The sequence below is a fragment of the Rhizobium rosettiformans W3 genome, from assembly GCF_004912135.1.
Lineage (GTDB): Bacteria > Pseudomonadota > Alphaproteobacteria > Rhizobiales > Rhizobiaceae > Allorhizobium > Allorhizobium rosettiformans.
This window is the reverse complement of the sequence record NZ_STGU01000010.1, coordinates 43,545-62,144: the sequence shown is the minus strand read 5'-3', so window position 1 is coordinate 62,144 and position 18,600 is coordinate 43,545. Positions and strand designations below refer to the sequence as shown.

Sequence of the window (18,600 nt, the reverse complement as noted above, 5' to 3'; positions counted from 1 at the left end):
CCTCTGTTGAAAACCGGCAGCTTTTCATCACCCGCCGATTGATGCGCAATCGGCGGGTGTTTACGTTCATCCAACCGGGAATGACCCGGCAAGCCGTCGGCATGCGGTGTCGGCGCCTGGATCAGGCAGGGGTTCGCTCCACCTGATGCACGCCTTCCGGAAGGGCAGCGGTCATGGCCGAAGATGACGACGAAGACAGTAAGACAGAAGACCCGACCGAGAAAAAGCTTCGGGACGCTCTGGAGAAGGGCAATGTGCCGACCTCGCGCGAGGCGCCGCTGTTCGCGACGGCTCTCGGTTTCTATCTTTATGCCGTCTTTTTCCTGCCGAATGCCATCGCCCGTCTCGGCCAGTCGCTGAAGGACATCTTCGAGCGCCCCGACCAATGGTATCTCGGGACGGCCGTCGACGTGGTCTCACTCTTCACGCATCTCGCCTGGGAGATCGGCGCCTTTCTCGCGCCCATGCTGATCATGCTGATCATGCTCGGCGTGGCAGCCAATGTCGCGCAGCACATGCCCTATTTCGTTCTGGAGCGAATCAGGCCGCAGCTCAATCGCATCTCGCTGTTCAAGGGCTGGAAGCGGATCTTCAGTAGCCAGGGCATGGTGGAGTTCGCCAAGTCGATCTTCAAGATCGTGGTGCTCTCCGTCATCATGGTCTTCGCCCTGAAGAGCGATTATTTCGGCATCATCGACACGATGTTCTCCGACCCGCAGGTCATCTTCGTCAAGTTCTCCCAGATCCTGAACAAGATGATGATCATCGTGGTGATGGCGACCGCGTTGCTGGCCGCCGTGGACGTCTTCTGGACGCGCTACCACTGGTATGAACAGCTGCGCATGACCAAGCAGGAGGTCAAGGAAGAATACAAGCAGGCGCAGGGTGACCCGATCGTCAAGGCTCGCCAGAGATCGATTGCCCGCGACCGCGCGCGCAAGCGCATGATTGCCAGCGTTCCGCGCGCCACTCTCGTCATCACCAATCCGACCCACTATGCGGTGGCCCTGCGTTACGTGCGCGAGGAAAACGAGGCGCCGGTGGTGGTTGCGAAGGGGCAGGACCTCGTGGCGCTCAAGATCCGCGAGATCGCCCGGGAAAACGATATCCCCATTTTTGAGGATCCGCCGCTCGCCCGCTCCATGTTTGCGCAAGTCTCGGTGGATAGCGTCATTCCGTCAGTATTTTACAAGGCAGTCGCAGAGCTCGTGCACCGGGTCTATGCGTCCAAGGCCCCCAAGAGACGGATACGCTAGGCCCGATGAAGAAGTGCTCCTATACCAACCAGCGTGAACGCATCGTGGCAGAGGCTATCAGCCCCGTCGCGAGCGAATTGCGCCTTCTCGACGCTGCCGACCTCATTTCACTTCTGCGTTTTGAACTTTACGGAAATCTCTCGGACCTCGTTTCGTCCGCAGCCGAACTCTATTTCCACCCTGGCACGGTCGTCTTCGGTGCCGGTGGTGACTACCGCCTCGAATGGGGCGGTCCGCCGGAGATCGTTCTCGATCTCGAAATCAAGCCGCGGGGCATCACCATCTACTCGCAGCTGACGCTGACCAGCGAGCACGCCGGGCTCGACATCAAGCACATTGCGTTCCACGATTCCTCGGGCGACCCGGACACCAACACCCGGATGCTCGGAGAGCGCCTGCAGGAGGCGCGCTTCGTCAAGGGACAGGCGTCCCCGCTTTACGGCTGAAGAGGCGTCAGGTGATGTAGCCGAGGCGGATCGCCTTGGCGATCGCCTGGATGCGGTTCACCGAATCGAGCTTGATCGTAGCCGAGCCGAGATAGGCATTGACGGTGTGAACCGACAGGCCCAGGCGCTCGGCGATTTCTTCACTGATCCGGCCGTCTCCCGCAAGCTGCAGACAGGCTATCTCGCGTTCGCTCAGCGTCTCGGACGGAGCCGCCTTTCGCTCGTCGAGCGACAGGATATCCGTCATGACCTTGTAGCAGCGGCTGTGCACCGCGAGGATCAGTTCGCCCGGGAGATCGGCGCCGCCAAGGGTTGGGAAGACGACATAGCCATTGCCGACGGCACCCAGCCGAACCGGAAATGCGATCCCTGAATAGGGCAGCAACCGCTCTTCGAGCTGCAGCGCGAAGGGCGTGAAGTCGGAGGCGTCGAGGAAGCTCGTCTTTTCCTCCGCGCTCCAGAGGATCGGCAGCGTCGAGGTTTCGATATGCGACAGCAGCACATCGCCATAGGCGGCGACGAAGGCATCCCGTCCGCTGCTGAGGCCGCTGCTCCAGTTCTCGAATTCCGGGTCCAGGCGCCGCTTGTGCGGCAGGCTCGCGCCGCCGACGCGGAATGCAGCGAAGCCGCGGGCATTCAGCGACCGCTGCAGCGACATCAGCTTCGGGAAGACGTCCGAGCGGGATGTAACGGGGCGCTGGCCGGACCAAGCCGCATCTTCGAGGATGGCTCCGCCTGGTCTCGTATTTGTGGCCATTCCTGCTCCCTCAGACCAGATTGTTACGGACCGCGTAAGCGATCGCTTCCGAGCGGGTCTTCGTCGCCGTCTTGCGCATGACGCTCGTGATGTAGTTGTTGATGGTGTTGCGCGAGATGCCAAGGATCGTCGCGATTTCGTCGCTCGTCTTGCCTTCGGCAATCCAGAACAGGCATTCGAGCTCGCGATCGGTCAGATCGAAATCCCGATCGCTCTTGTGTGCCTTGCTCGTCGACAGGCTTAACGCATAACCCGCAAGCAGACCGACCTCACGAAGCCGCTCCGGCGACAGCACGTAGTCCTGCGGAAACAGCAGCATCAGGGCAAGGCGTGTGCGCCCGACATTGAGGGTGACGGTGCAATACTGGCGGCTGATGCCCAGAGGAACATGCGCATCATCCGGCAGGATCGCATATTTCGGCTGCAGGACCGAAAGGCATTTCTCAAGCTCGGTCGATTGGGAATAGCTGGTGGCAAGCTCACTCTCGAGCCGGCGGACGAGATCGAAGGGCCAGTCGGCGGCGACCACGAAGTCGAGACCTTCTTCCTGCACGAGGTCATAGCGCGCCAGAAGGTGATGAGATGCACCGACATAGTCACAGAGAACCCGCAGGCATTGCCCCATGTCGCCCGAAAGCCCTGGCGTTGCCAGCTTACGGATCAGTGCGTCTTTCGACGGAGAGCCTTTCTGCAGAGGTTCCGCGGGAACAGCCCCGCGGGCCCGCCCCTCCTGGCCCTCTGTTGTCAGCTCGGCATCCATTCAACGTGCCCCTTTGAAGTGACAGCCTTGCATTCTCGCGGCCTTCGCTACGAGAGATCACGGCCGACTCACGCAGGCTTCGCAATCTCAAGGTACCGAATCATGTTCACTGTAAAATATAAAGTGGCAAAGGTCACAGGCGTTTGCGGTATTCTTGGCCAGCGATAAGCATGCGCGCCTCAAGGCGATGTTGCAATCCCGCATGACAAAGGGATTACAATGCAAAACCGCGCCCAGGGGGCGCGGTTGGTGCTGGTTTCTTCTTGCTGATCAGGCGGCGTTGTCCACAGCCCATTTGCGAAGGATCTTGGCGGCACGCTCTTCGGAGATTTCCACCATGCGCGAGAGACGCCGTTCCGGTCCTTCCTTGACCCGGCGGTTGAAGCCGCCGTTCGGGTCGTCGTCCATGGTGAGGAGGTCGTCGGTCGAGTCGAAGCCGAAGTCCGAGCCGAAACCTTCCATGAGGCCGCCGCCCGCACCACCACCGAGGGCCGGCGAAAAATCGGGCAGTTCGAGACCGGCTGCCTGCTCCCCGATGCCGCCGGCGAGAGCCGTATCTGCCGCGCCGCCACCTGCGGTGCGGATCATCGGACGGATACCCATCCAGACGATCAGGAAGGCAACGGCAACGAAGGCCAGCGAGTTGATGATGCCGCCGATGTTGCGGCTCAGGATCTCCATGAAGCCCGGGCCGGTCGCGGATTGTTCGAGCAGCTGGTTCTCGAGGAAGTCCATGGCCGTGAGGGTGACCACGTCGCCGCGGTCTGCGTCGAGGCCGGCAGCCGAGCTGACGATCTTCTGCATCTCGGCGAGATAGGCATCGATCTTGGCCTCGTCGACGGGCTCGCCGACCATCTTGGCGATGCGGCCACGGTTGACAACGACAGCGACGGACAGTTTCTCGACGGTGAAGCTGTTCTTGACCGTGGCAACCGTCTTGCTGTTGATCTCGTAGTTGGTCTGCTCTTCCTTCTTGTCCTGCTCGTCGGAGGACTCAGGACCAGCGCCGCCGGACTCCGGAGCCGCCTGAGGGATGTTCTGCTCGACGGTGGCTGCCGTATCGGACTGGCGCTGCAGCGACTTCTGCTGCTCCTTGGTCACCCGGACCGAACGCTCGACGCGCGATTCCGGATCGTAGATGGTTTCCTGGATCTGCTGGCTGTCGGTGTTGATCTGGGCGGTGACGCTGGAGCGGAAGTTGTCCATTCCGAGGAATGGGGCGAGTGCCTTGTCGATATTGGTTTCGATCTCGCGCTGGACCGACTGGACGACGCCGAGCGAACGGGTGGCTTCGCCGCCCGATTCATCGCCGGCCGCCAGCAGCTGTCCGGTGGAATCGAGAATCGTCACGTCCTCGACGTCCAGACCCGGGACGGAGGATGCGACCAACTGCCGAATGGATGCGGCGGCCTTGCGGCCGGCATCCGAGGAAGCGCGGATCATGACGGAGGCTGTCGGCTTTTGCTCCCCTCGGCGGAAATTGCCGATGTCGGGCATGACGATGTGAACGCGTGCAGCCGCGATGCCGGAGATCTGCTGGATGGTGCGTGCGACTTCACCTTCCAGAGCTCGGACGCGGGTGACTTCCTGCATGAACGAGGTCAGACCCAGAGACCCCACATTGTCGAAAAGTTCGTAGCCGGCATTGGCGCTGTTGGGCAGGCCGCGCTCGGCGAGCAGAAGGCGCGCCTTGCCGGTCATGCCGGCGCGCACACTGATGCTCTGACCATCGGCACCGGTTTCGAAATCGATGCCAGATTCGGCCAGCGCGATGCTGATCTGGTTCAGATCAACGGGTTCCAGGCCGACATAAAGGGTCTCGTAGGAGGGTTTGTTGACGTAGAGGGCGCCGGCAATGATGATTGCAAAGGAGACAACGGCCACGCCGGCCATGGCAAAAAGCTTCGCCTGACCCATCGCCGCCAAATTTTTTGGTATCTGAAGTAATTGATTTAACAGATTCATTCTGTCTCGCACCATCTACAAGAAGGGTCTGGGCGTTTTTGCCCTTGGCGCGACAATAGAAATCGAAACTTGTGCGAACGTTTCGCGAGGCGGGAAAGCCGAATTCATTTCGGCTCATCGCAAAATGGAAGACTTGCGGCCCTACCGTCCTTGAGGGACGGTCAGAAGAAATCGAAGTCGCCAGCCGCCTTTACAAGCGGTTGGGAATGGCCATGACGAAGACCTGCCCCCAGGGCCTTCTGCATGTCCGCAAGCTTGACGAGGCTCAGCGCCGTCGTCATGTCGATCATCCAGTCCGGCGGGATGGTCGCCGTGATGGTGTCGACAAACTCGGCCAGTCCACGGGCCTTCTGTACGGCAAGGTCGATGCCCTGCAACACCTTGAGACTGTCCGGATGCTCCAGGACCTTCGGGCCGCCAAGCTCGAGCAGGTGCGGTTCCACGCGCTCGATCAGGTAAGCCACGTCGTGAAGCTCGCTGACGATGCGCATGAGGATTTCCGGAAGCTCTTCCAGAGTGTCCTGATTTGCCGCCAAGTTTTCGTTTTGCATCCGATGTCCAGTACTAGAAGAACTCGATTGAGGTTTCCACCGGCTTTGCCACAGGGACCGGACGCTGCTCCAGCGCGACCGTCTTCTGTGTTTCTGCGCCCGTGAGCGGATACTGTCTTGCCCGACCGCTGACCGGCCAGAATTCCAGCTTGCGACCGTGTTCTCCGCCCGTAGAGGACCCGACCACCTTGATGCCTTCGTCACGCAGGAACTGCTGAGCGAAGGCGGCATTCTGCTCTCCGACATTGGAGAATGTCGCGATTGTCTTGGCGCCGCCGAAGATCTTGGCTTCCAGACGATCCCTGCGAGCGCCCTGCTTCAGAAGACCGTTGATCAGGAGCTCCATGAGGTGGACGCCGTAGCGGGTGGCGTCGCCGCCGCCGGCTCCCGGTACCGCCGATCCCGGCAGGAGGAAGTGGTTCATGCCACCCACTCCTGCAATCGGATCCCGAATACAGGCGGCAACACACGAACCGAGGATGGTAGACAGAACCACGTTCGGGTCCTTGCTGACCTTCCACTCCCCTTGAATGATGTGGACGCGCTTCGCCGCACTGTCGTCTGTCATTTTAGTGCTCCGAATACGGCCTCGATGGCCGCCTTCATCTTCTCGATCGTGAACGGCTTCGCCAGAACGTTGTTGGCGCCCAGCTGTGCAGCCTTCTGAACGAGCGCGCGGTCACCCTGCGCCGTCAGAATGATGAAGGCCGCCTTCTTGGTGTTCGGGTTGGTGCGCACGGCCTGCAGAAGACCCAGACCATCCATCTTCGGCATGTTGAAGTCCGAGATGACCAGGTGGTGGGGCTGCTGCTCCATGATCTTCATGCCCTGCTCGCCATCACCGGCGGCAGTGATCTGCTTGAAGCCGAGCTGGGTCAGCGCGTCGCTGAGCAGCAGGCGACTTGTGACCTGATCGTCGACGATCAGAACTTTGATTTTTTCAGCTAGGGACATTATTCGATACCTTCTTTTCGGGCAGCAGTGAGTTTCAGGATTTCCTCGCCAATGGAGGTGAGAGGCAGTTGATGCTCGACAGCGCCCAGCTCATAGGCGACTCGTGGCATCCCATAGACCACACAGGTCTTTTCGTTCTGACCGATGGTGCGAGCACCGGCATGACGCATCTTCAGCAAACCGGACGCGCCATCGCGTCCCATGCCCGTCAGGATGACCCCGACGGCATTCCGGCCGGCCAGTTCGGCCACCGAGTCGAACAGGACGTCCACCGAGGGGCGGTGTCCATTGACCGGTGCGCGCTCGACGAGACGGCAGCAGGGCGCCGAAGCATTGGCTACCTGCAGATGCCGCTCACCACCCGGCGCAAGATAGATCTTGCCGATCTCGAGCCTTGCACCATCCGTGGCCTCCTCCACCACAGGGGCGCAGAGACGGTTGAGACGTTCGGCAAAGCTCTTGGTGAAGGTCGGCGGCATGTGCTGCGTAATCACCGTCGGGGGGCAATTGCGCGGGAACTTCTGCAACACGGCGATCAGGGCTTCCACCCCGCCGGTCGACGAACCGATGGCAACGATCTTGCGTCCGACGCGGAAGTCTGCGGCCGGCGCCGTGGCCAGAGGCTGGACCTGCGGTGCAGACTGGTGCCGGTGCTGTGACCGCGCCGCCGCCTTGACCTTTTCGGCCAGTTCGCCGAACGGGCGGGGCTCGCCGGGCTGGGGCTTGGCAACACAGTCGAAGGCGCCGATTTCGAGCGCGGCAAGCGTTGCTTCGGCTCCACGGTGTGTCATGGTCGACACCATGATCACCGGCATGGGCCGGAGCTTCATAATCTTTTCCAGGAATTCCAGGCCATTCATGTTCGGCATCTCGATGTCCAGCGTCACGACATCGGGATTGAGCTGCTTGATCGCCGCGCGAGCCTCCATGGCGTCTCCGGCCTGGCCGATGACGCTGACATCAGGATCCTGGCTGAGCACGGCCGTGATCAGGCCACGCATGGTCGGGCTGTCGTCGACGACGAGAACGCGTGCAGGTGCTGCCATTATTTGCGCCCTCCGTTCTTGCCGAGGTAGCGATAGGTGGTGATGCCGATGTTGTCGAAATCGTTCTTGGAGTCGCCCGATACGCGCTCCGAGTGACCGATGTAGAGGTGGCCACCGACGGGAAGCAGGTCTGCGAAACGGGTCCAGATGCGCATCTGGGTCGGCTCGTCGAAATAGATCACGACGTTGCGGCAGAAGATGACGTCGAACTTGCCCTTGAACGGCCACTGAGCCATCAGGTTCAGTTCGTTGTAGGTGATCAGGCGCTTCAGGCGGTCATCGACCTGGAACTTGCGGCGGCCGTTGATCTCGACTTCCTTGAACCACTGCTTGCGGATCGCGGGCGATACCGTTTCGAGCGCCTGTTCGTCATAGGCACCCTGACGGGCAATCGCGAGGATCTTCGGATCGATGTCGGTTGCCAGAATCTTGAAGTCGTAGTCGAGGACGTTCGGGAAGGCCTGGAAGACCGTCAAGGCGATCGAATAAGGCTCCTGGCCGTCCGAGCTTGCCGCCGACCAGATACGCACGCGGCCGCCAGACTTGGCGCGCTGGACCAGACCCGGCAGAACCTCATCGCGCAGATGCTCGAAGTGATGGTTCTCACGGAAGAAACGCGTGAAGTTGGTGGTCAGGTGCGAGAGCATTTCGCGGCGCTCGGCAGCACCTTCCGGCGAGGCGACGAGCTGGCAGTAGGCGCGGAAGCCAGAGAGGCCGAGATTGCGGATGTGCTTGGACAGACGCGAATAGACGAGCGAGGCCTTGCTGTCGTTCAGCGCGATGCCCGCATCCGAATAGATCATGGCAGCAATCTCGTTCAGATCCCGTCGGGTCAGCGGATATTCGCCGCTGGCCAGAACCTCATCGTCGGATTGACGGGATGTACTCATTGCAAAGGTCATGCAGCCTCGCTTTCCGCGGCTTCGTTGAATAGTGCACCAAGCTCGATCAAGCAGATCATCCGCTTGTCGATCGCAAGGATGCCACGGGCGTATTGTCGCTCCAGATCGGAGGAGACTTCCGGTGTCGGCTGTATGTTTTCGTCGGTCACGGTCAGGATGTCGGAAACGGCCTCGACCAGGAGCCCTACGACCCTCGACTTGACCTGCGCCACGATGATGACGTGGCGGGCGGTCGGGTCGGCGGGCTTCATGCCCAGGCGCAGGGAAAGGTCGATGATCGGCAGGACGGCACCACGCAGGTTGATGACGCCCAAGACATAGTGCGGGGCATGCGGCAGCGGGGTCGCAGGGCTCCAGCCCCGGATTTCCCGCACCGACATGATGTTTACGCAGAACTCCTGATCACCAATACGGAAGGCGATCAGCTCCCTGCTGCCCTGGACCAAGTTTTTGACCGCATACGACATACTATTACCCTGCGACGGCTAACGACATTTCCTGTTTGAGGGACTGACCACGCGAGGCGGCGACGACGGCATCCACGTCGAGGATGAGCGCCACGCGACCGTCACCGAGGATGGTTGCGGCGGCGATGCCCGGGACATGGGTGTAGTTGGCTTCCAGCGACTTGATGACGACCTGACGCTGACCCTGGATCGCATCGACCATGAGAGCGCGCTGGCCACCGCCTTCGGATTCCACGAGAAGGGCAACGCCTTCCATCGGGTTTGCCTGGCTGCCGCGGAAGTTCAGGATCCGGCCTACGTCCACCAGCGGGCAGAAGGAGTTGCGGATCGAGATCAGGCGCTGATTGGCACCGAAGGAATGGATGTTCTGCGCTTCCGGCTGCAGCGTTTCGACGATCGCGGTGAGCGGAACGACGAGTGTCTGGCCGGCGACCGTGACCACCATGCCGTCGAGAACGGCCAGCGTCAGCGGAAGGCTCATGGTGAAGGTCGAGCCCTGTCCGGGACGCGAGGTGATCGAGATACGACCGCCGAGTGCCTGGATGGAGCGCTTGACGACGTCCATGCCGACGCCGCGGCCGGAGATGTCGGAGATCTTGTCGGCCGTGGAGAAGCCCGGCATGAAGATCAGGTTATCGATTTCCTCGTCCGTCAGGTTGGCATCGGCCGCGATCAGATCGTTGTCGATGGCCTTCTGGCGCACGCGCTCGCGGTTGATGCCGGCACCGTCGTCGACCAGTTCGATGACGATACGACCAGAGCGATGCTTTGCTGTCAGCTTGACGGTGCCTTCCGGGTTCTTGCCGGCGGCAGCGCGCTTTTCCGGGCTTTCGATGCCGTGGTCGACGGCATTTCGGATCATGTGGGTCAGCGGCTCTGCGAGCTTGTCGATGACCGTCTTGTCGACTTCGGTGTTTTCACCTTCGGTGACCAGGCGGATCGACTTGCCGACCATGTCGGCGACTTCGCGAACGATACGCGACATGCGCTGGAAGACCGGCTTCACGGGCTGCGCGCGGATGGCCATGACCGAGTCCTGGATCTCGCGGGTGAGCTGCTGCAGCTCTTCGAGGCCCATGTTGACGGCGGAGGTTCCGTTGTTGTCGTTCTCGATGACGCTTTGCGAGAGCATCGCCTGGTTGATGACAAGCTCACCCACCAGGTTGATCAGGCGGTCGACGCGGTCGAGATCGACGCGGATGGTCTGACCTGCCGCGTTGTTGGCCTGGGCCTGAGCTGCGGCTGCAGCAGCTGCGGCGGCAGCGGCCGGCGATTCCTTCTTCTCAGGCTTTGCAGCGCTGGCTGCCATCTTCATGACGCCAGAGGCCGTGCCTGCTGCTTCCACGGCGGCAGCGACGGTTTCCTCGGCGGATTCCTGCTGCGGCTCCGGACCATCGTCGAGCGCCGAGAGGTCGAACGGCACCGGGATCATCGGCAGTTCTTCGCCGGGCGCTGCGGCTTCCGCCTCGCGCACCTTGATCTCGAGATCACAATCCCATTCGGCGAATTCGAAGACCTGACGGATGGCTTCTTCGCCCTTCTCCGCCGTGATCTGGATCGACCAATGGAAATAGGCTGCTTCCGGATCCATGCTGTCCAGCGGCGGCAGGTCATCCATGTTGCAGTTGATGCTCATCTCGCCGAGACGAGACAGGTCACGCAGCAGGAGGGCTGCTTCGTTGCCCTTGGAGTAGAGCTCGCGACGCGGCTTGAAGGTCACGTCGAAGGTCGAGGGGACGATCGTCTCTTCCTCTTCGCCGCCGAAGCCATCGAAGGTGAAGGGGATCGGCTGGAAACCGCTGTCATCGGTCGGTGCTGCCGCGACGGGTGCAGGAGCCGGTGCTGCCGGCTTGGCCGCGGGAACCGGGGCTGCCGACGGCGCGGGAACTTCGCCGTTGGCCAGAGCTTCCAGTTCCTTGACCAGACCGCTGGAGCGGCTTTCGTCCACGCTGCCGCCGTCACGAGAGGCCGTGACGAGGTCAGCCAGAACGTCTGCCGACTTCAGCATTACCTTCATGACTTCGGGGCCAGGTTCCAGCTTGTTGGAACGAACGCAATCAAGAGTCGTCTCGAAGACGTGTGCGAAGGCGACCAGATCGTCGAGACCGAAGGCACCGGCACCGCCCTTGATGGAGTGGACCGCGCGGAACACGGCGTTCACCGTTTCCGGATCCCGATCTCCATCATTCATTTTCAGAAGACCGGATTCCAGTTCCGCGAGCTGCTCCTCGCATTCCTGGAAAAAGATCTCTTTGATTTCGTTCATATCCATAGGAGAAATTCCCGACTTAGGCGGTTACACGCTCAATGGCATCGATCAGCTTGGTCGGATCGAACGGCTTGACGATCCAGCCCGTCGCGCCAGCCTGGCGGGCGCGGTTCTTCTTTTCCGCGTCGCTTTCCGTGGTCAGAACCAGGATCGGGACCGCACGATACTTCTCGTTCTTGCGAACGCCTTCGATGAAGCCGAAACCGTCGAGACGCGGCATGTTGATGTCGGTCACGATGACGTCGGGATTGCAGTCTTCGAGAACTTCCAGGCCCTCGACGCCGTCTTCGGCCTGGATGGTCTCAAAGCCAGCATTGTTGAGGGTGACCAGAAGCATGTTACGAATGGTTCTGGAGTCATCCACGGTGAGCACTTTTTTCTTCATTGCCGGATCTCCTTAGCGAGCAGATGATCGATGTTCACGCCAATCAGTTGAAGGGTTTTAAGGAAGGCCTCGGAGGCCTTTCCATAAGAGAAGGGATGCTTGTCGGCTTCCCAGGCCTTGGCAGCTGCCATGAGGACCTGCACACACTGGGCGCCGACACGCTCGACGCCAGAAGCATCGATCGTCAGCGGAGCACCACGCATCGAGAGAATATTGGCCTTGAGGTTGGAAGCCTCGTTCAGGTCCAACACCGCGGCCAGCTTCAGGGCCTTCTGTTCGCCTTTCTTACTTGCCATCATTTCTTTCCTTGTGTCCCGAGGCTGCGGCAAAGAGGCCCGAATGTGGGTTCCAGGAGAACCATTCCCCCGGACAGATTGCCGAAATTCCCGCCCTTAACTTCCTTGTGTAGCGCATGGTGGTAAACAATCCCCTCACCCTCCGAGCCCGGCGATATGAACCGGGAAGCCAAAGTCTGAAGATTCGTCGTCAGCCATGTCCGGCGCCGAAAATGCCGGGTTGACGGGGGCTGCAGCACCCTGCTCCCGCTGGTTCGACAGCTGGATGCGACCTGCACTTGCCTTCGGCGCGCGGGTCTGGCGCTCGATGTGGAATTCGCGGATCGTCGCCCCGAGTTCGAGAATGACCTTGTGGAGATCGTCAGTGCCTTCGCTCGACTGGCGCGCCAGGGCGGCATTGCTGCCGATGTCAGCGCCCAGTCCAGCGACTGTTCCGGCGATGTTTGCCAGCTCGCTGGCCTGACGGTCGGTGCGGGCTGCGATGTCGGAAACCGTGCCACTGATATCGCCGACCTGCAGAACGATGTCTGCGATGGCACCTTCGGTCTTGGCGACCATATCGACGCCGGCTTCGACCTGGTTCTTGGTCGTTGCCACCAGCGTCTTGATCTCGCGCGCGGCGTCAGCCGAACGCTGGGCGAGCGCCCGCACTTCCTGAGCGACCACCGCAAAGCCGCGACCGCTGTCGCCGGCGCGGGCGGCTTCAATGCCTGCATTCAGCGCCAGAAGATTGGTCTGGAAGGCAATTTCGTCGATCGCGCCGATGATGTGACCGATCTGCTCGGCGGAGGCCTCGATATCCGCCATGGCAGAGATCGCCTGGCCGACCACTTCGCCGCTTGCTTCGACCGAGCTGCGGGTGGCGGCAACGGTCGCTTCCGCGCGCTTGGTCTGGCTGGCGCTTTCGCGCACACTGGTCGTCAGATCTTGCAGTGCGTGACTTGTCTCGGCCATGGCGCCGGACTGGTTTTCCGCGCGTTCGGCATAAGAGCGGGCACTTTCGGCCATGCGCCCGGTTGTTTCGCGGACATGGTTCAGCCGTTGCTCGGACGAGAGGAACGCGGTCTGGAGCTGTTCCAGTGCCTCGTTCATGCGCCCTGCGAGATCGCCATAGGCTTCCGGCACATCCGCGGGCGCGCGAACGGTCAGATCACCGGCTGCGAGGCTCTCGACGATCGGGCGGAAGACGCCTTCGAACTCGGCGCGGTCCTGTTCGCGCTGAGCGGCGAGATCGCGATGGTGCTTGAGACGCAATTCATTGAAGCGCAACGACACGGCAATCTCGACATCGACCATCACCAGCCGGACAAGGGCTGCCACGAGGTCGGAGACCTCACGCTGGCGACGGCGGCTGGAAGGAAGCAGGCCGGCACCGGCGCTTTCGCCGATCGCCGTCGTCAGCAGATGTTCGAGGACCACAGCGTGGCCGGCGACGTGCCAGCGCGGATCGAGCCCCATGCGGCTTTCGCTGTCCGACAGAACCTTCACGCGCTCGGCATAAAGACCATCGAAGCGGGCATCGGTCAGGACATCCCAGTGGGAGGAGAGAAGATCATGGAGCCGATCATACTGGCGCTCGCTGGAGAATACGCGGGCCGCATCGGGGGATGTCTGCAGGCGCTGGAAGAGATCTCGCAAGGCGGTCTTCAGGGGCTGCGACAGCAGGTGGCGGTTCTGACGAAGCAGCTCGCACTGTGCTTCGTCGAGACCGGCAAAGCGCAGCCGGTCGCGCAGGCTGCCCGCCTGTGATCCCGTCGCCCGCTCCGTGGACATCCCCTGACCTGTCATTCGTCCCGACTGTGCCGCCCGAAGGGGCCTTCCATCCGTCCGACGATCTTGCAGTCACGCATGCGGAAAAGCTGGTGTTCGGGATCCGGTCCCTACGCCGTCCGCATCATGGTCTGCCGGTTCATCGAACTGCTTCCATGTGAAATACAGACCGGACCAGAACCGGTACGACGGGATGGCGTCATGCCCGAAGGAAACTCTTGAGCGAGTCCCACTCCGACGTGTCCCCCAATCTTTATGGTTAATTCCTTGCTTGAAGGTTAATGGAATCTCCACCTGCACCCGCAATCCCTAATATGAGAAGATAATGTTTTATTTTGCTGCGCCTGGCTGATCGCGCTGGCGGAACAAAGGCCCGACCCGGTCGTTGCGCCGAAAAGCGACAGGAGTTCAGCGTGAGCGCGAGGGCAATCTGGAAAGGGCATCTTTCGATCGGCGATCTCGGGTGCGCGGTGGCGCTCTATTCCGCCGTCAACGGTGCCGAGCGCACGGCCTTTCACATCATCAATCGCGACACCGGGCACCGGGTGCGTCGCGAATACGTGGATGAGGACAGCGGACGCCCCGTTGGCAAGGACGATCTCGTCAAGGGCTATGACACGCCCGAAGGGCAGACTGTCATCCTGGAGCCGGACGAAATTCGCGACGCTGTTCCCGAAAGCGACAAGCGGCTCGAGCTTTCTGCGTTCTTAAGCTGCGATCAGATCGACACCCTCTATCTCGAACGCCCCTATTTCCTTGCCCCGGCCGACCGGCGCTCGGTGGAAGCCTATGAGCTGATCCGCGCGACCATGGAGGCTGAAGGTGTGGCGGCGATTGCCCGCACCGTGCTATTTCGCCGGGTCCGCAGCGTTCTCGTCCGGCCGCACGGCAAGGGCCTGATCGCCACGACACTGAACTACGATTACGAAGTCCGAAACGCGGCCGAGAGTTTCGAGGACATCTCCAAGGTAAAGATCGAGAAGGAGATGCTGGATCTGGCGCGCCACATCATCGGCACGAAGATGGGCGAATTCGATCCGAGCCAGTATGAGGACCGATACGAGGCTGCACTGACCGAACTGGTCAAAGCGAAGATCGCCGGACGCAAGCCCAAGAAGCTGCCGAAGCGCAAGCCGGAGAACGTTACCAGCCTCCTCGATGCTTTGCGGAAGAGTGCGGGCGCGACCGAGACGGTGTCTTCGCCCAAACGCAAGGCGAGCACTGGCTCTGCGGCGAAGCAGAAGAAGGCAAGCTGACGATGTCGCTCTCCGAGTATCGCCGCAAGCGTGACTTCAAGTCGACACCCGAGCCGAAGGCCCAGAAGACGAAGACGTCGGGCAATAGCTTCGTCGTCCAGAAACATGCGGCGCGGCGTCTGCACTATGATTTTCGCCTGGAGATGGACGGCGTTCTGAAAAGCTGGGCCGTGACGCGCGGCCCGAGCCTCGTTCCCGGGGACAGGCGGCTCGCGGTGCATGTGGAAGATCACCCCCTGGCCTATGGCGACTTCGAAGGCGTGATACCGCCCGGCCAATACGGATCGGGTGAGGTGATCGTCTGGGATCGCGGCACATGGGAGCCGATCCATGACGCCAAGAAGGGTTACAAGAAGGGGCATCTCGAATTCACGCTGAAAGGCGAGAAGCTTGGCGGCCACTGGCACCTCGTGCGGATGGCCGGGAAAGAAGGGGAGACGCGCGAGAACTGGCTCCTGATCAAGGGAGAGGACGAGGCCGCTCGCCGCGAGGGAGATCCCGATATTGTGGAAGAGTTGCCGCTCTCCGTCAAAAGCGGTCGTCCCATCGAGAGCCTGAAGGGGGACGGCAAGGCCGCAGTCTGGAACTCGCGCCAGACCTCGAAGGCGAAGAAGCCGGCGGCTGCCAAAACCGCCACCGCTAAAGCGGACGCCAAGATCAAGGGCGCGAAGCCGGGGAGCCTACCTGACTTCCTGACACCGGCGCTCGCGACGTTGGTCAAATCCGTGCCCAAGGGTGACCGCTGGCTGCACGAAATCAAGCTTGACGGCTACCGGATCGAGGCCCGGATCGATCACGGCAAAGTCCAGTTGCTGACGCGGTCCGGCCTCGACTGGACGGACCGGTTCGGCAAAGGCATGGTCTCGGCCCTCAAGGCCCTGCCGGTCCAGTCTGCCCTGATCGATGGCGAGATCGTCGTCGAAAGCGGCAATGGCAGCAGCGATTTCTCTCTTCTGCAGCAGGATCTGAGCGAAGGCCGCGACGATCGCTTCACCTACTATGTCTTCGACCTGATGCATCTCGATGGCCAGGATTTGACCGGAGCTGCGCTCACAGACCGCAAGGCCCTGCTGGAGCCGCTGATCACCGAGGTGGGGGCACCGCTGAAGTATTCGAGCCATTTCGACGAAGGCGGAGATCTGGTTCTCAAGCATGCCTGCCGGCTCAGCCTTGAAGGCATCATTTCGAAAGTGGCCGATGCGCCCTACCGGCCGGGCCGCGGGCGTGACTGGGTCAAGTCGAAATGCACGGCGCGACAGGAGCTCGTCGTCGCAGGCTATGTGCCCTCCTCCGTTTCAGACAAGGCGATCGGCTCGCTGATCATGGGGGTGAACGAGGAAGACGGTTTGCGGCATGTCGGACGGGTCGGCACCGGCTATACGCAAAAGCTCGCCCGCCAGCTGTTCACGCGGCTCGAGCCACTGAAACGGGAGAAGAGCCCGTTCAAGGACAAGCTGACGAGCCTCGAACGCAAGGACGCCGTCTTCGTCGAGCCGGAGGTGGTGGCGGAGATCGAGTTTCGCGGCTGGACAGGCGACGCCCATCTGCGTCACGCGTCTTTCCGCGGGCTGAGGGAAGACAAGGCCGCCCGCGACGTCATCATTGAGACGCCCAAGACGAATACGCCAGCCAAGCAGGCAGGTGGTGGTCGTGGGTCTGCCAAGGACGCAAAGCAACAGGCAGCCAGCTTGGCCGCGCGCCGGCGTATCAACCTCACCCATCCCGATCGGCTCTACTGGCCTGAGGCTGGCGTGACGAAAGAAGGCCTGGCCGATTACTACGCGCTTGTCTGGCCGCGGATCGCGCCCTTCATCGTGGATCGACCGCTGGCGCTCCTGAGATGCCCGGAGGGGCACGAAAAGACCTGTTTCTTCCAGAAGCATGGCTGGAGGGGCATGCGCAAGGAGATCATCACGATCCGCGATCCGAAGGACGACGAGGCGCTGGTCGCCATCCACGATCTGGACGGCCTCCTGTCGCTTGTTCAGGGGGCGGCACTCGAGATCCATCCATGGGGCTCCCGTGGGGGAGATCTGGAGCGGCCGGATATGGTCAATATCGACCTCGATCCGGGGCCGGATGTCGAGTGGGAACGGGTGATCGCGGCAGCCTTCGAGGTGCGTCAACGGTTTGAAGACATGGGGCTGACGGGTTTCGTCAAGACATCCGGCGGCAAGGGCCTGCATGTCGTTGCGCCGCTCAAACCAAAGGCGCAATGGCCGGAAGTGAAGGCGGCGATGAAAGCGCTGGCCGACTGGATGAGCGCTGACAGTCCGGACGATTACGTGTCGACGATCAGCAAGGCGAAACGCAAGGGCAAGATCCTGATCGATTATCTGCGCAATGGACGCGGGGCGACCGCCGTTGCTCCCTACTCCACTCGCGCGAGGGCCGGCGCACCGGTCTCCATGCCGCTTTCCTTCGATGAGCTGAGCCCGGAGATCCTGCCGAACCACTTCACCGTCGAGAATGTGCCAGCGCGGCTGGCCGGAACCGACGCAGATCCCTGGGAAGATTTTCGCAAGGCTGAAGCGGTGCTGCAAACGAAAGCGAAATCCCGACCTAAGAAGGGGCGGTAGACGGCGATACCTGCGATCCGATAGCAGGCCCTGGCTTCGCTACTTACGAGAGGACGTCTTCTTTTCCGATGCGAGGCTTCGGCGCAGGGCCTCCATGATGTCAATGACGTTGTCCTTGCGCTCCGGTTCTGCTGCCTTCTTCGGCTTGGTGCGCTTGGATTTCTTCGTTCGGTTTTCGATGATCTCGTGCAGACGCTCCTCGACGGGATCGCGCACCATTTTCGGGTCCCAGTCGCGCATCCGCGCCTCGATGAGCTTCTTCATCATGGTCTTGGCGCTGCTGGCTGGGGCTTCATCGGCAGACTGTTTGAAGAAGGGATCGGGATCGCGGACTTCATCGCCATAACGCAGGGTCCAGACCACCATGCCTTCGTCCCGCGGAACGAGCAGAACGGCGTGCTCTCGGCGATAGAGCACCAAACGAGCGATGCCGCCTGTCTTCGTCTTGCGCATGGCCTCACGGATGACGGCGAAGGCCTCCTCGCTCACCTTGTCGGCGGGCGCGAGGTAATGCGGGCTGTCGTACCACATCCAGCCAATCGAATCCTGCGGGACGAAACTCTCGATGTCGATGGTGCGCGTGCTTTCGAGCGCTACGTCGTCCAGTTCGTCGTCTTCGAACAGGACGTAATCATCCTCGCCGCGTTCGTAACCTTTGACCTGGTCCTCATCATCGACGGGTTTGCCGGTTTCGGAATCGACATAGCGGCTGACGACCCTGTTGCCCGTTTCGCGGTTGATGTTGTGAAAACGAAGCTTGGCGCTTTCGGTGACGGCCGGTGTCATGGCAACGCGGCACGTGACCAGAGAGAGCTTCAGATAGCCTTTCCAGAACGCCCGCTGCGCCATGCGTCTTTCTCCTCCCGGGCCTCGTCTGTCCTCGGCACTGCCCCGGAGAACGCCAGGGTCAGGGAACAGTTCCAAACATTGTTCAAATCGCC

18 protein-coding genes are annotated in these 18,600 nt (G+C 61.4%); 4 read left to right on the top strand and 14 right to left on the bottom strand.

All coding sequences use genetic code 11. From position 1 onward, the window contains the following. Nucleotides 1-173 precede the first annotated feature (173 nt). Both flhB and FAA86_RS17245 read left to right on the top strand, forming a co-directional pair. A complete protein-coding gene (gene flhB, locus FAA86_RS17250) occupies nucleotides 174-1,256 on the top strand; it encodes a flagellar biosynthesis protein FlhB (protein ID WP_136542404.1) in 1,083 nt (360 codons plus the stop codon). Nucleotides 1,257-1,261: 5 nt separating this feature from the next. Further along, the gene (locus tag FAA86_RS17245) at nucleotides 1,262-1,702 is read left to right on the top strand and encodes a hypothetical protein (RefSeq protein ID WP_136542403.1); all 441 of its coding nucleotides are present in this window, start codon (nucleotides 1,262-1,264) and stop codon (nucleotides 1,700-1,702) included. Nucleotides 1,703-1,709: 7 nt separating this feature from the next. Here FAA86_RS17245 and visR read toward each other — a convergent pair whose 3' ends face one another. From visR to FAA86_RS17180, 13 genes are all read right to left on the bottom strand, one after another. Then, the gene (gene visR, locus FAA86_RS17240; protein WP_113459904.1) at nucleotides 1,710-2,459 is read right to left on the bottom strand and encodes a transcriptional regulator VisR; all 750 of its coding nucleotides are present in this window, start codon (nucleotides 2,457-2,459) and stop codon (nucleotides 1,710-1,712) included. Nucleotides 2,460-2,469: 10 nt separating this feature from the next. Continuing rightward, nucleotides 2,470-3,219, bottom strand: a complete 750-nt coding sequence (visN, locus tag FAA86_RS17235) for a transcriptional regulator VisN (protein WP_136542402.1) — start codon at nucleotides 3,217-3,219, stop codon at nucleotides 2,470-2,472. 270 nt (nucleotides 3,220-3,489) lie between these two features. After that, on the bottom strand, nucleotides 3,490-5,184 hold the full coding sequence (gene fliF, locus FAA86_RS17230) for a flagellar basal-body MS-ring/collar protein FliF (RefSeq protein WP_136542401.1): 1,695 nt from the start codon (nucleotides 5,182-5,184) through the stop codon (nucleotides 3,490-3,492). A 161-nt stretch (nucleotides 5,185-5,345) separates the two neighbouring features. After that, complete coding sequence (cheT, locus tag FAA86_RS17225) at nucleotides 5,346-5,735, bottom strand: chemotaxis protein CheT (protein WP_113459907.1); 390 nt, start codon at nucleotides 5,733-5,735, stop codon at nucleotides 5,346-5,348. 13 nt (nucleotides 5,736-5,748) lie between these two features. After that, the gene (cheD, locus tag FAA86_RS17220; protein ID WP_113459908.1) at nucleotides 5,749-6,303 is read right to left on the bottom strand and encodes a chemoreceptor glutamine deamidase CheD; all 555 of its coding nucleotides are present in this window, start codon (nucleotides 6,301-6,303) and stop codon (nucleotides 5,749-5,751) included. Next, nucleotides 6,300-6,689, bottom strand: coding sequence for a response regulator (locus tag FAA86_RS17215; protein ID WP_006726293.1), 390 nt, complete (start codon nucleotides 6,687-6,689; stop codon nucleotides 6,300-6,302). Before FAA86_RS17215 ends, cheD begins: the two co-directional genes overlap by 4 nt. Further along, on the bottom strand, nucleotides 6,689-7,735 hold the full coding sequence (gene cheB / locus FAA86_RS17210; protein WP_113459909.1) for a protein-glutamate O-methylesterase CheB: 1,047 nt from the start codon (nucleotides 7,733-7,735) through the stop codon (nucleotides 6,689-6,691). Before cheB ends, FAA86_RS17215 begins: the two co-directional genes overlap by 1 nt. Beyond that, nucleotides 7,735-8,637: a protein-glutamate O-methyltransferase CheR gene (gene cheR / locus FAA86_RS17205; protein WP_136542400.1), complete on the bottom strand. Its 903-nt coding sequence runs from the start codon at nucleotides 8,635-8,637 to the stop codon at nucleotides 7,735-7,737. Before cheR ends, cheB begins: the two co-directional genes overlap by 1 nt. Next, entirely contained in the window at nucleotides 8,634-9,104 is a 471-nt protein-coding gene (locus tag FAA86_RS17200) for a chemotaxis protein CheW (protein ID WP_113459911.1), read from the bottom strand. The genes cheR and FAA86_RS17200 overlap by 4 nt, the downstream gene beginning before the upstream one ends. A gap of 4 nt (nucleotides 9,105-9,108) precedes the next feature. Further along, nucleotides 9,109-11,376, bottom strand: coding sequence for a chemotaxis protein CheA (locus tag FAA86_RS17195; RefSeq protein WP_113459912.1), 2,268 nt, complete (start codon nucleotides 11,374-11,376; stop codon nucleotides 9,109-9,111). A gap of 16 nt (nucleotides 11,377-11,392) precedes the next feature. After that, entirely contained in the window at nucleotides 11,393-11,758 is a 366-nt protein-coding gene (gene cheY1 / locus FAA86_RS17190) for a chemotaxis response regulator CheY1 (RefSeq protein WP_113459913.1), read from the bottom strand. Then, a complete protein-coding gene (locus FAA86_RS17185; RefSeq protein ID WP_113459914.1) occupies nucleotides 11,755-12,054 on the bottom strand; it encodes an STAS domain-containing protein in 300 nt (99 codons plus the stop codon). The genes cheY1 and FAA86_RS17185 overlap by 4 nt, the downstream gene beginning before the upstream one ends. Before the next feature lie 135 nt (nucleotides 12,055-12,189). Next, nucleotides 12,190-13,827, bottom strand: coding sequence for a globin-coupled sensor protein (locus FAA86_RS17180; RefSeq protein ID WP_136542399.1), 1,638 nt, complete (start codon nucleotides 13,825-13,827; stop codon nucleotides 12,190-12,192). A gap of 410 nt (nucleotides 13,828-14,237) precedes the next feature. Here FAA86_RS17180 and ku (FAA86_RS17175) point away from each other — a divergent pair, with 410 nt between their 5' ends. Both ku (FAA86_RS17175) and ligD read left to right on the top strand, forming a co-directional pair. Continuing rightward, on the top strand, nucleotides 14,238-15,080 hold the full coding sequence (gene ku / locus FAA86_RS17175; RefSeq protein ID WP_136542398.1) for a non-homologous end joining protein Ku: 843 nt from the start codon (nucleotides 14,238-14,240) through the stop codon (nucleotides 15,078-15,080). A 2-nt stretch (nucleotides 15,081-15,082) separates the two neighbouring features. Beyond that, nucleotides 15,083-17,659, top strand: coding sequence for a DNA ligase D (ligD, locus tag FAA86_RS17170; protein ID WP_136542397.1), 2,577 nt, complete (start codon nucleotides 15,083-15,085; stop codon nucleotides 17,657-17,659). 39 nt (nucleotides 17,660-17,698) lie between these two features. On the opposite strand, the gene ku (FAA86_RS17165) is transcribed toward ligD, so the two are convergent. Then, nucleotides 17,699-18,508, bottom strand: a complete 810-nt coding sequence (gene ku, locus FAA86_RS17165) for a non-homologous end joining protein Ku (protein ID WP_136542396.1) — start codon at nucleotides 18,506-18,508, stop codon at nucleotides 17,699-17,701. Nucleotides 18,509-18,600 lie beyond the last annotated feature (92 nt).

Coding starts and splice junctions, on each gene's coding strand:
- FAA86_RS17195 (WP_113459912.1), bottom strand. CDS start 11,376: ATGGATATGAACGAAATCAAAGAGATCTTTTTCCAGGAATGCGAGGAG.
- visR (WP_113459904.1), bottom strand. CDS start 2,459: ATGGCCACAAATACGAGACCAGGCGGAGCCATCCTCGAAGATGCGGCT.
- visN (WP_136542402.1), bottom strand. CDS start 3,219: ATGGATGCCGAGCTGACAACAGAGGGCCAGGAGGGGCGGGCCCGCGGG.
- FAA86_RS17200 (WP_113459911.1), bottom strand. CDS start 9,104: ATGTCGTATGCGGTCAAAAACTTGGTCCAGGGCAGCAGGGAGCTGATC.
- FAA86_RS17185 (WP_113459914.1), bottom strand. CDS start 12,054: ATGGCAAGTAAGAAAGGCGAACAGAAGGCCCTGAAGCTGGCCGCGGTG.
- flhB (WP_136542404.1), top strand. CDS start 174: ATGGCCGAAGATGACGACGAAGACAGTAAGACAGAAGACCCGACCGAG.
- FAA86_RS17180 (WP_136542399.1), bottom strand. CDS start 13,827: ATGTCCACGGAGCGGGCGACGGGATCACAGGCGGGCAGCCTGCGCGAC.
- cheR (WP_136542400.1), bottom strand. CDS start 8,637: ATGACCTTTGCAATGAGTACATCCCGTCAATCCGACGATGAGGTTCTG.
- cheY1 (WP_113459913.1), bottom strand. CDS start 11,758: ATGAAGAAAAAAGTGCTCACCGTGGATGACTCCAGAACCATTCGTAAC.
- cheB (WP_113459909.1), bottom strand. CDS start 7,735: ATGGCAGCACCTGCACGCGTTCTCGTCGTCGACGACAGCCCGACCATG.
- FAA86_RS17245 (WP_136542403.1), top strand. CDS start 1,262: ATGAAGAAGTGCTCCTATACCAACCAGCGTGAACGCATCGTGGCAGAG.
- cheD (WP_113459908.1), bottom strand. CDS start 6,303: ATGACAGACGACAGTGCGGCGAAGCGCGTCCACATCATTCAAGGGGAG.
- FAA86_RS17215 (WP_006726293.1), bottom strand. CDS start 6,689: ATGTCCCTAGCTGAAAAAATCAAAGTTCTGATCGTCGACGATCAGGTC.
- fliF (WP_136542401.1), bottom strand. CDS start 5,184: ATGAATCTGTTAAATCAATTACTTCAGATACCAAAAAATTTGGCGGCG.
- ku (WP_136542396.1), bottom strand. CDS start 18,508: ATGGCGCAGCGGGCGTTCTGGAAAGGCTATCTGAAGCTCTCTCTGGTC.
- cheT (WP_113459907.1), bottom strand. CDS start 5,735: ATGCAAAACGAAAACTTGGCGGCAAATCAGGACACTCTGGAAGAGCTT.
- ligD (WP_136542397.1), top strand. CDS start 15,083: ATGTCGCTCTCCGAGTATCGCCGCAAGCGTGACTTCAAGTCGACACCC.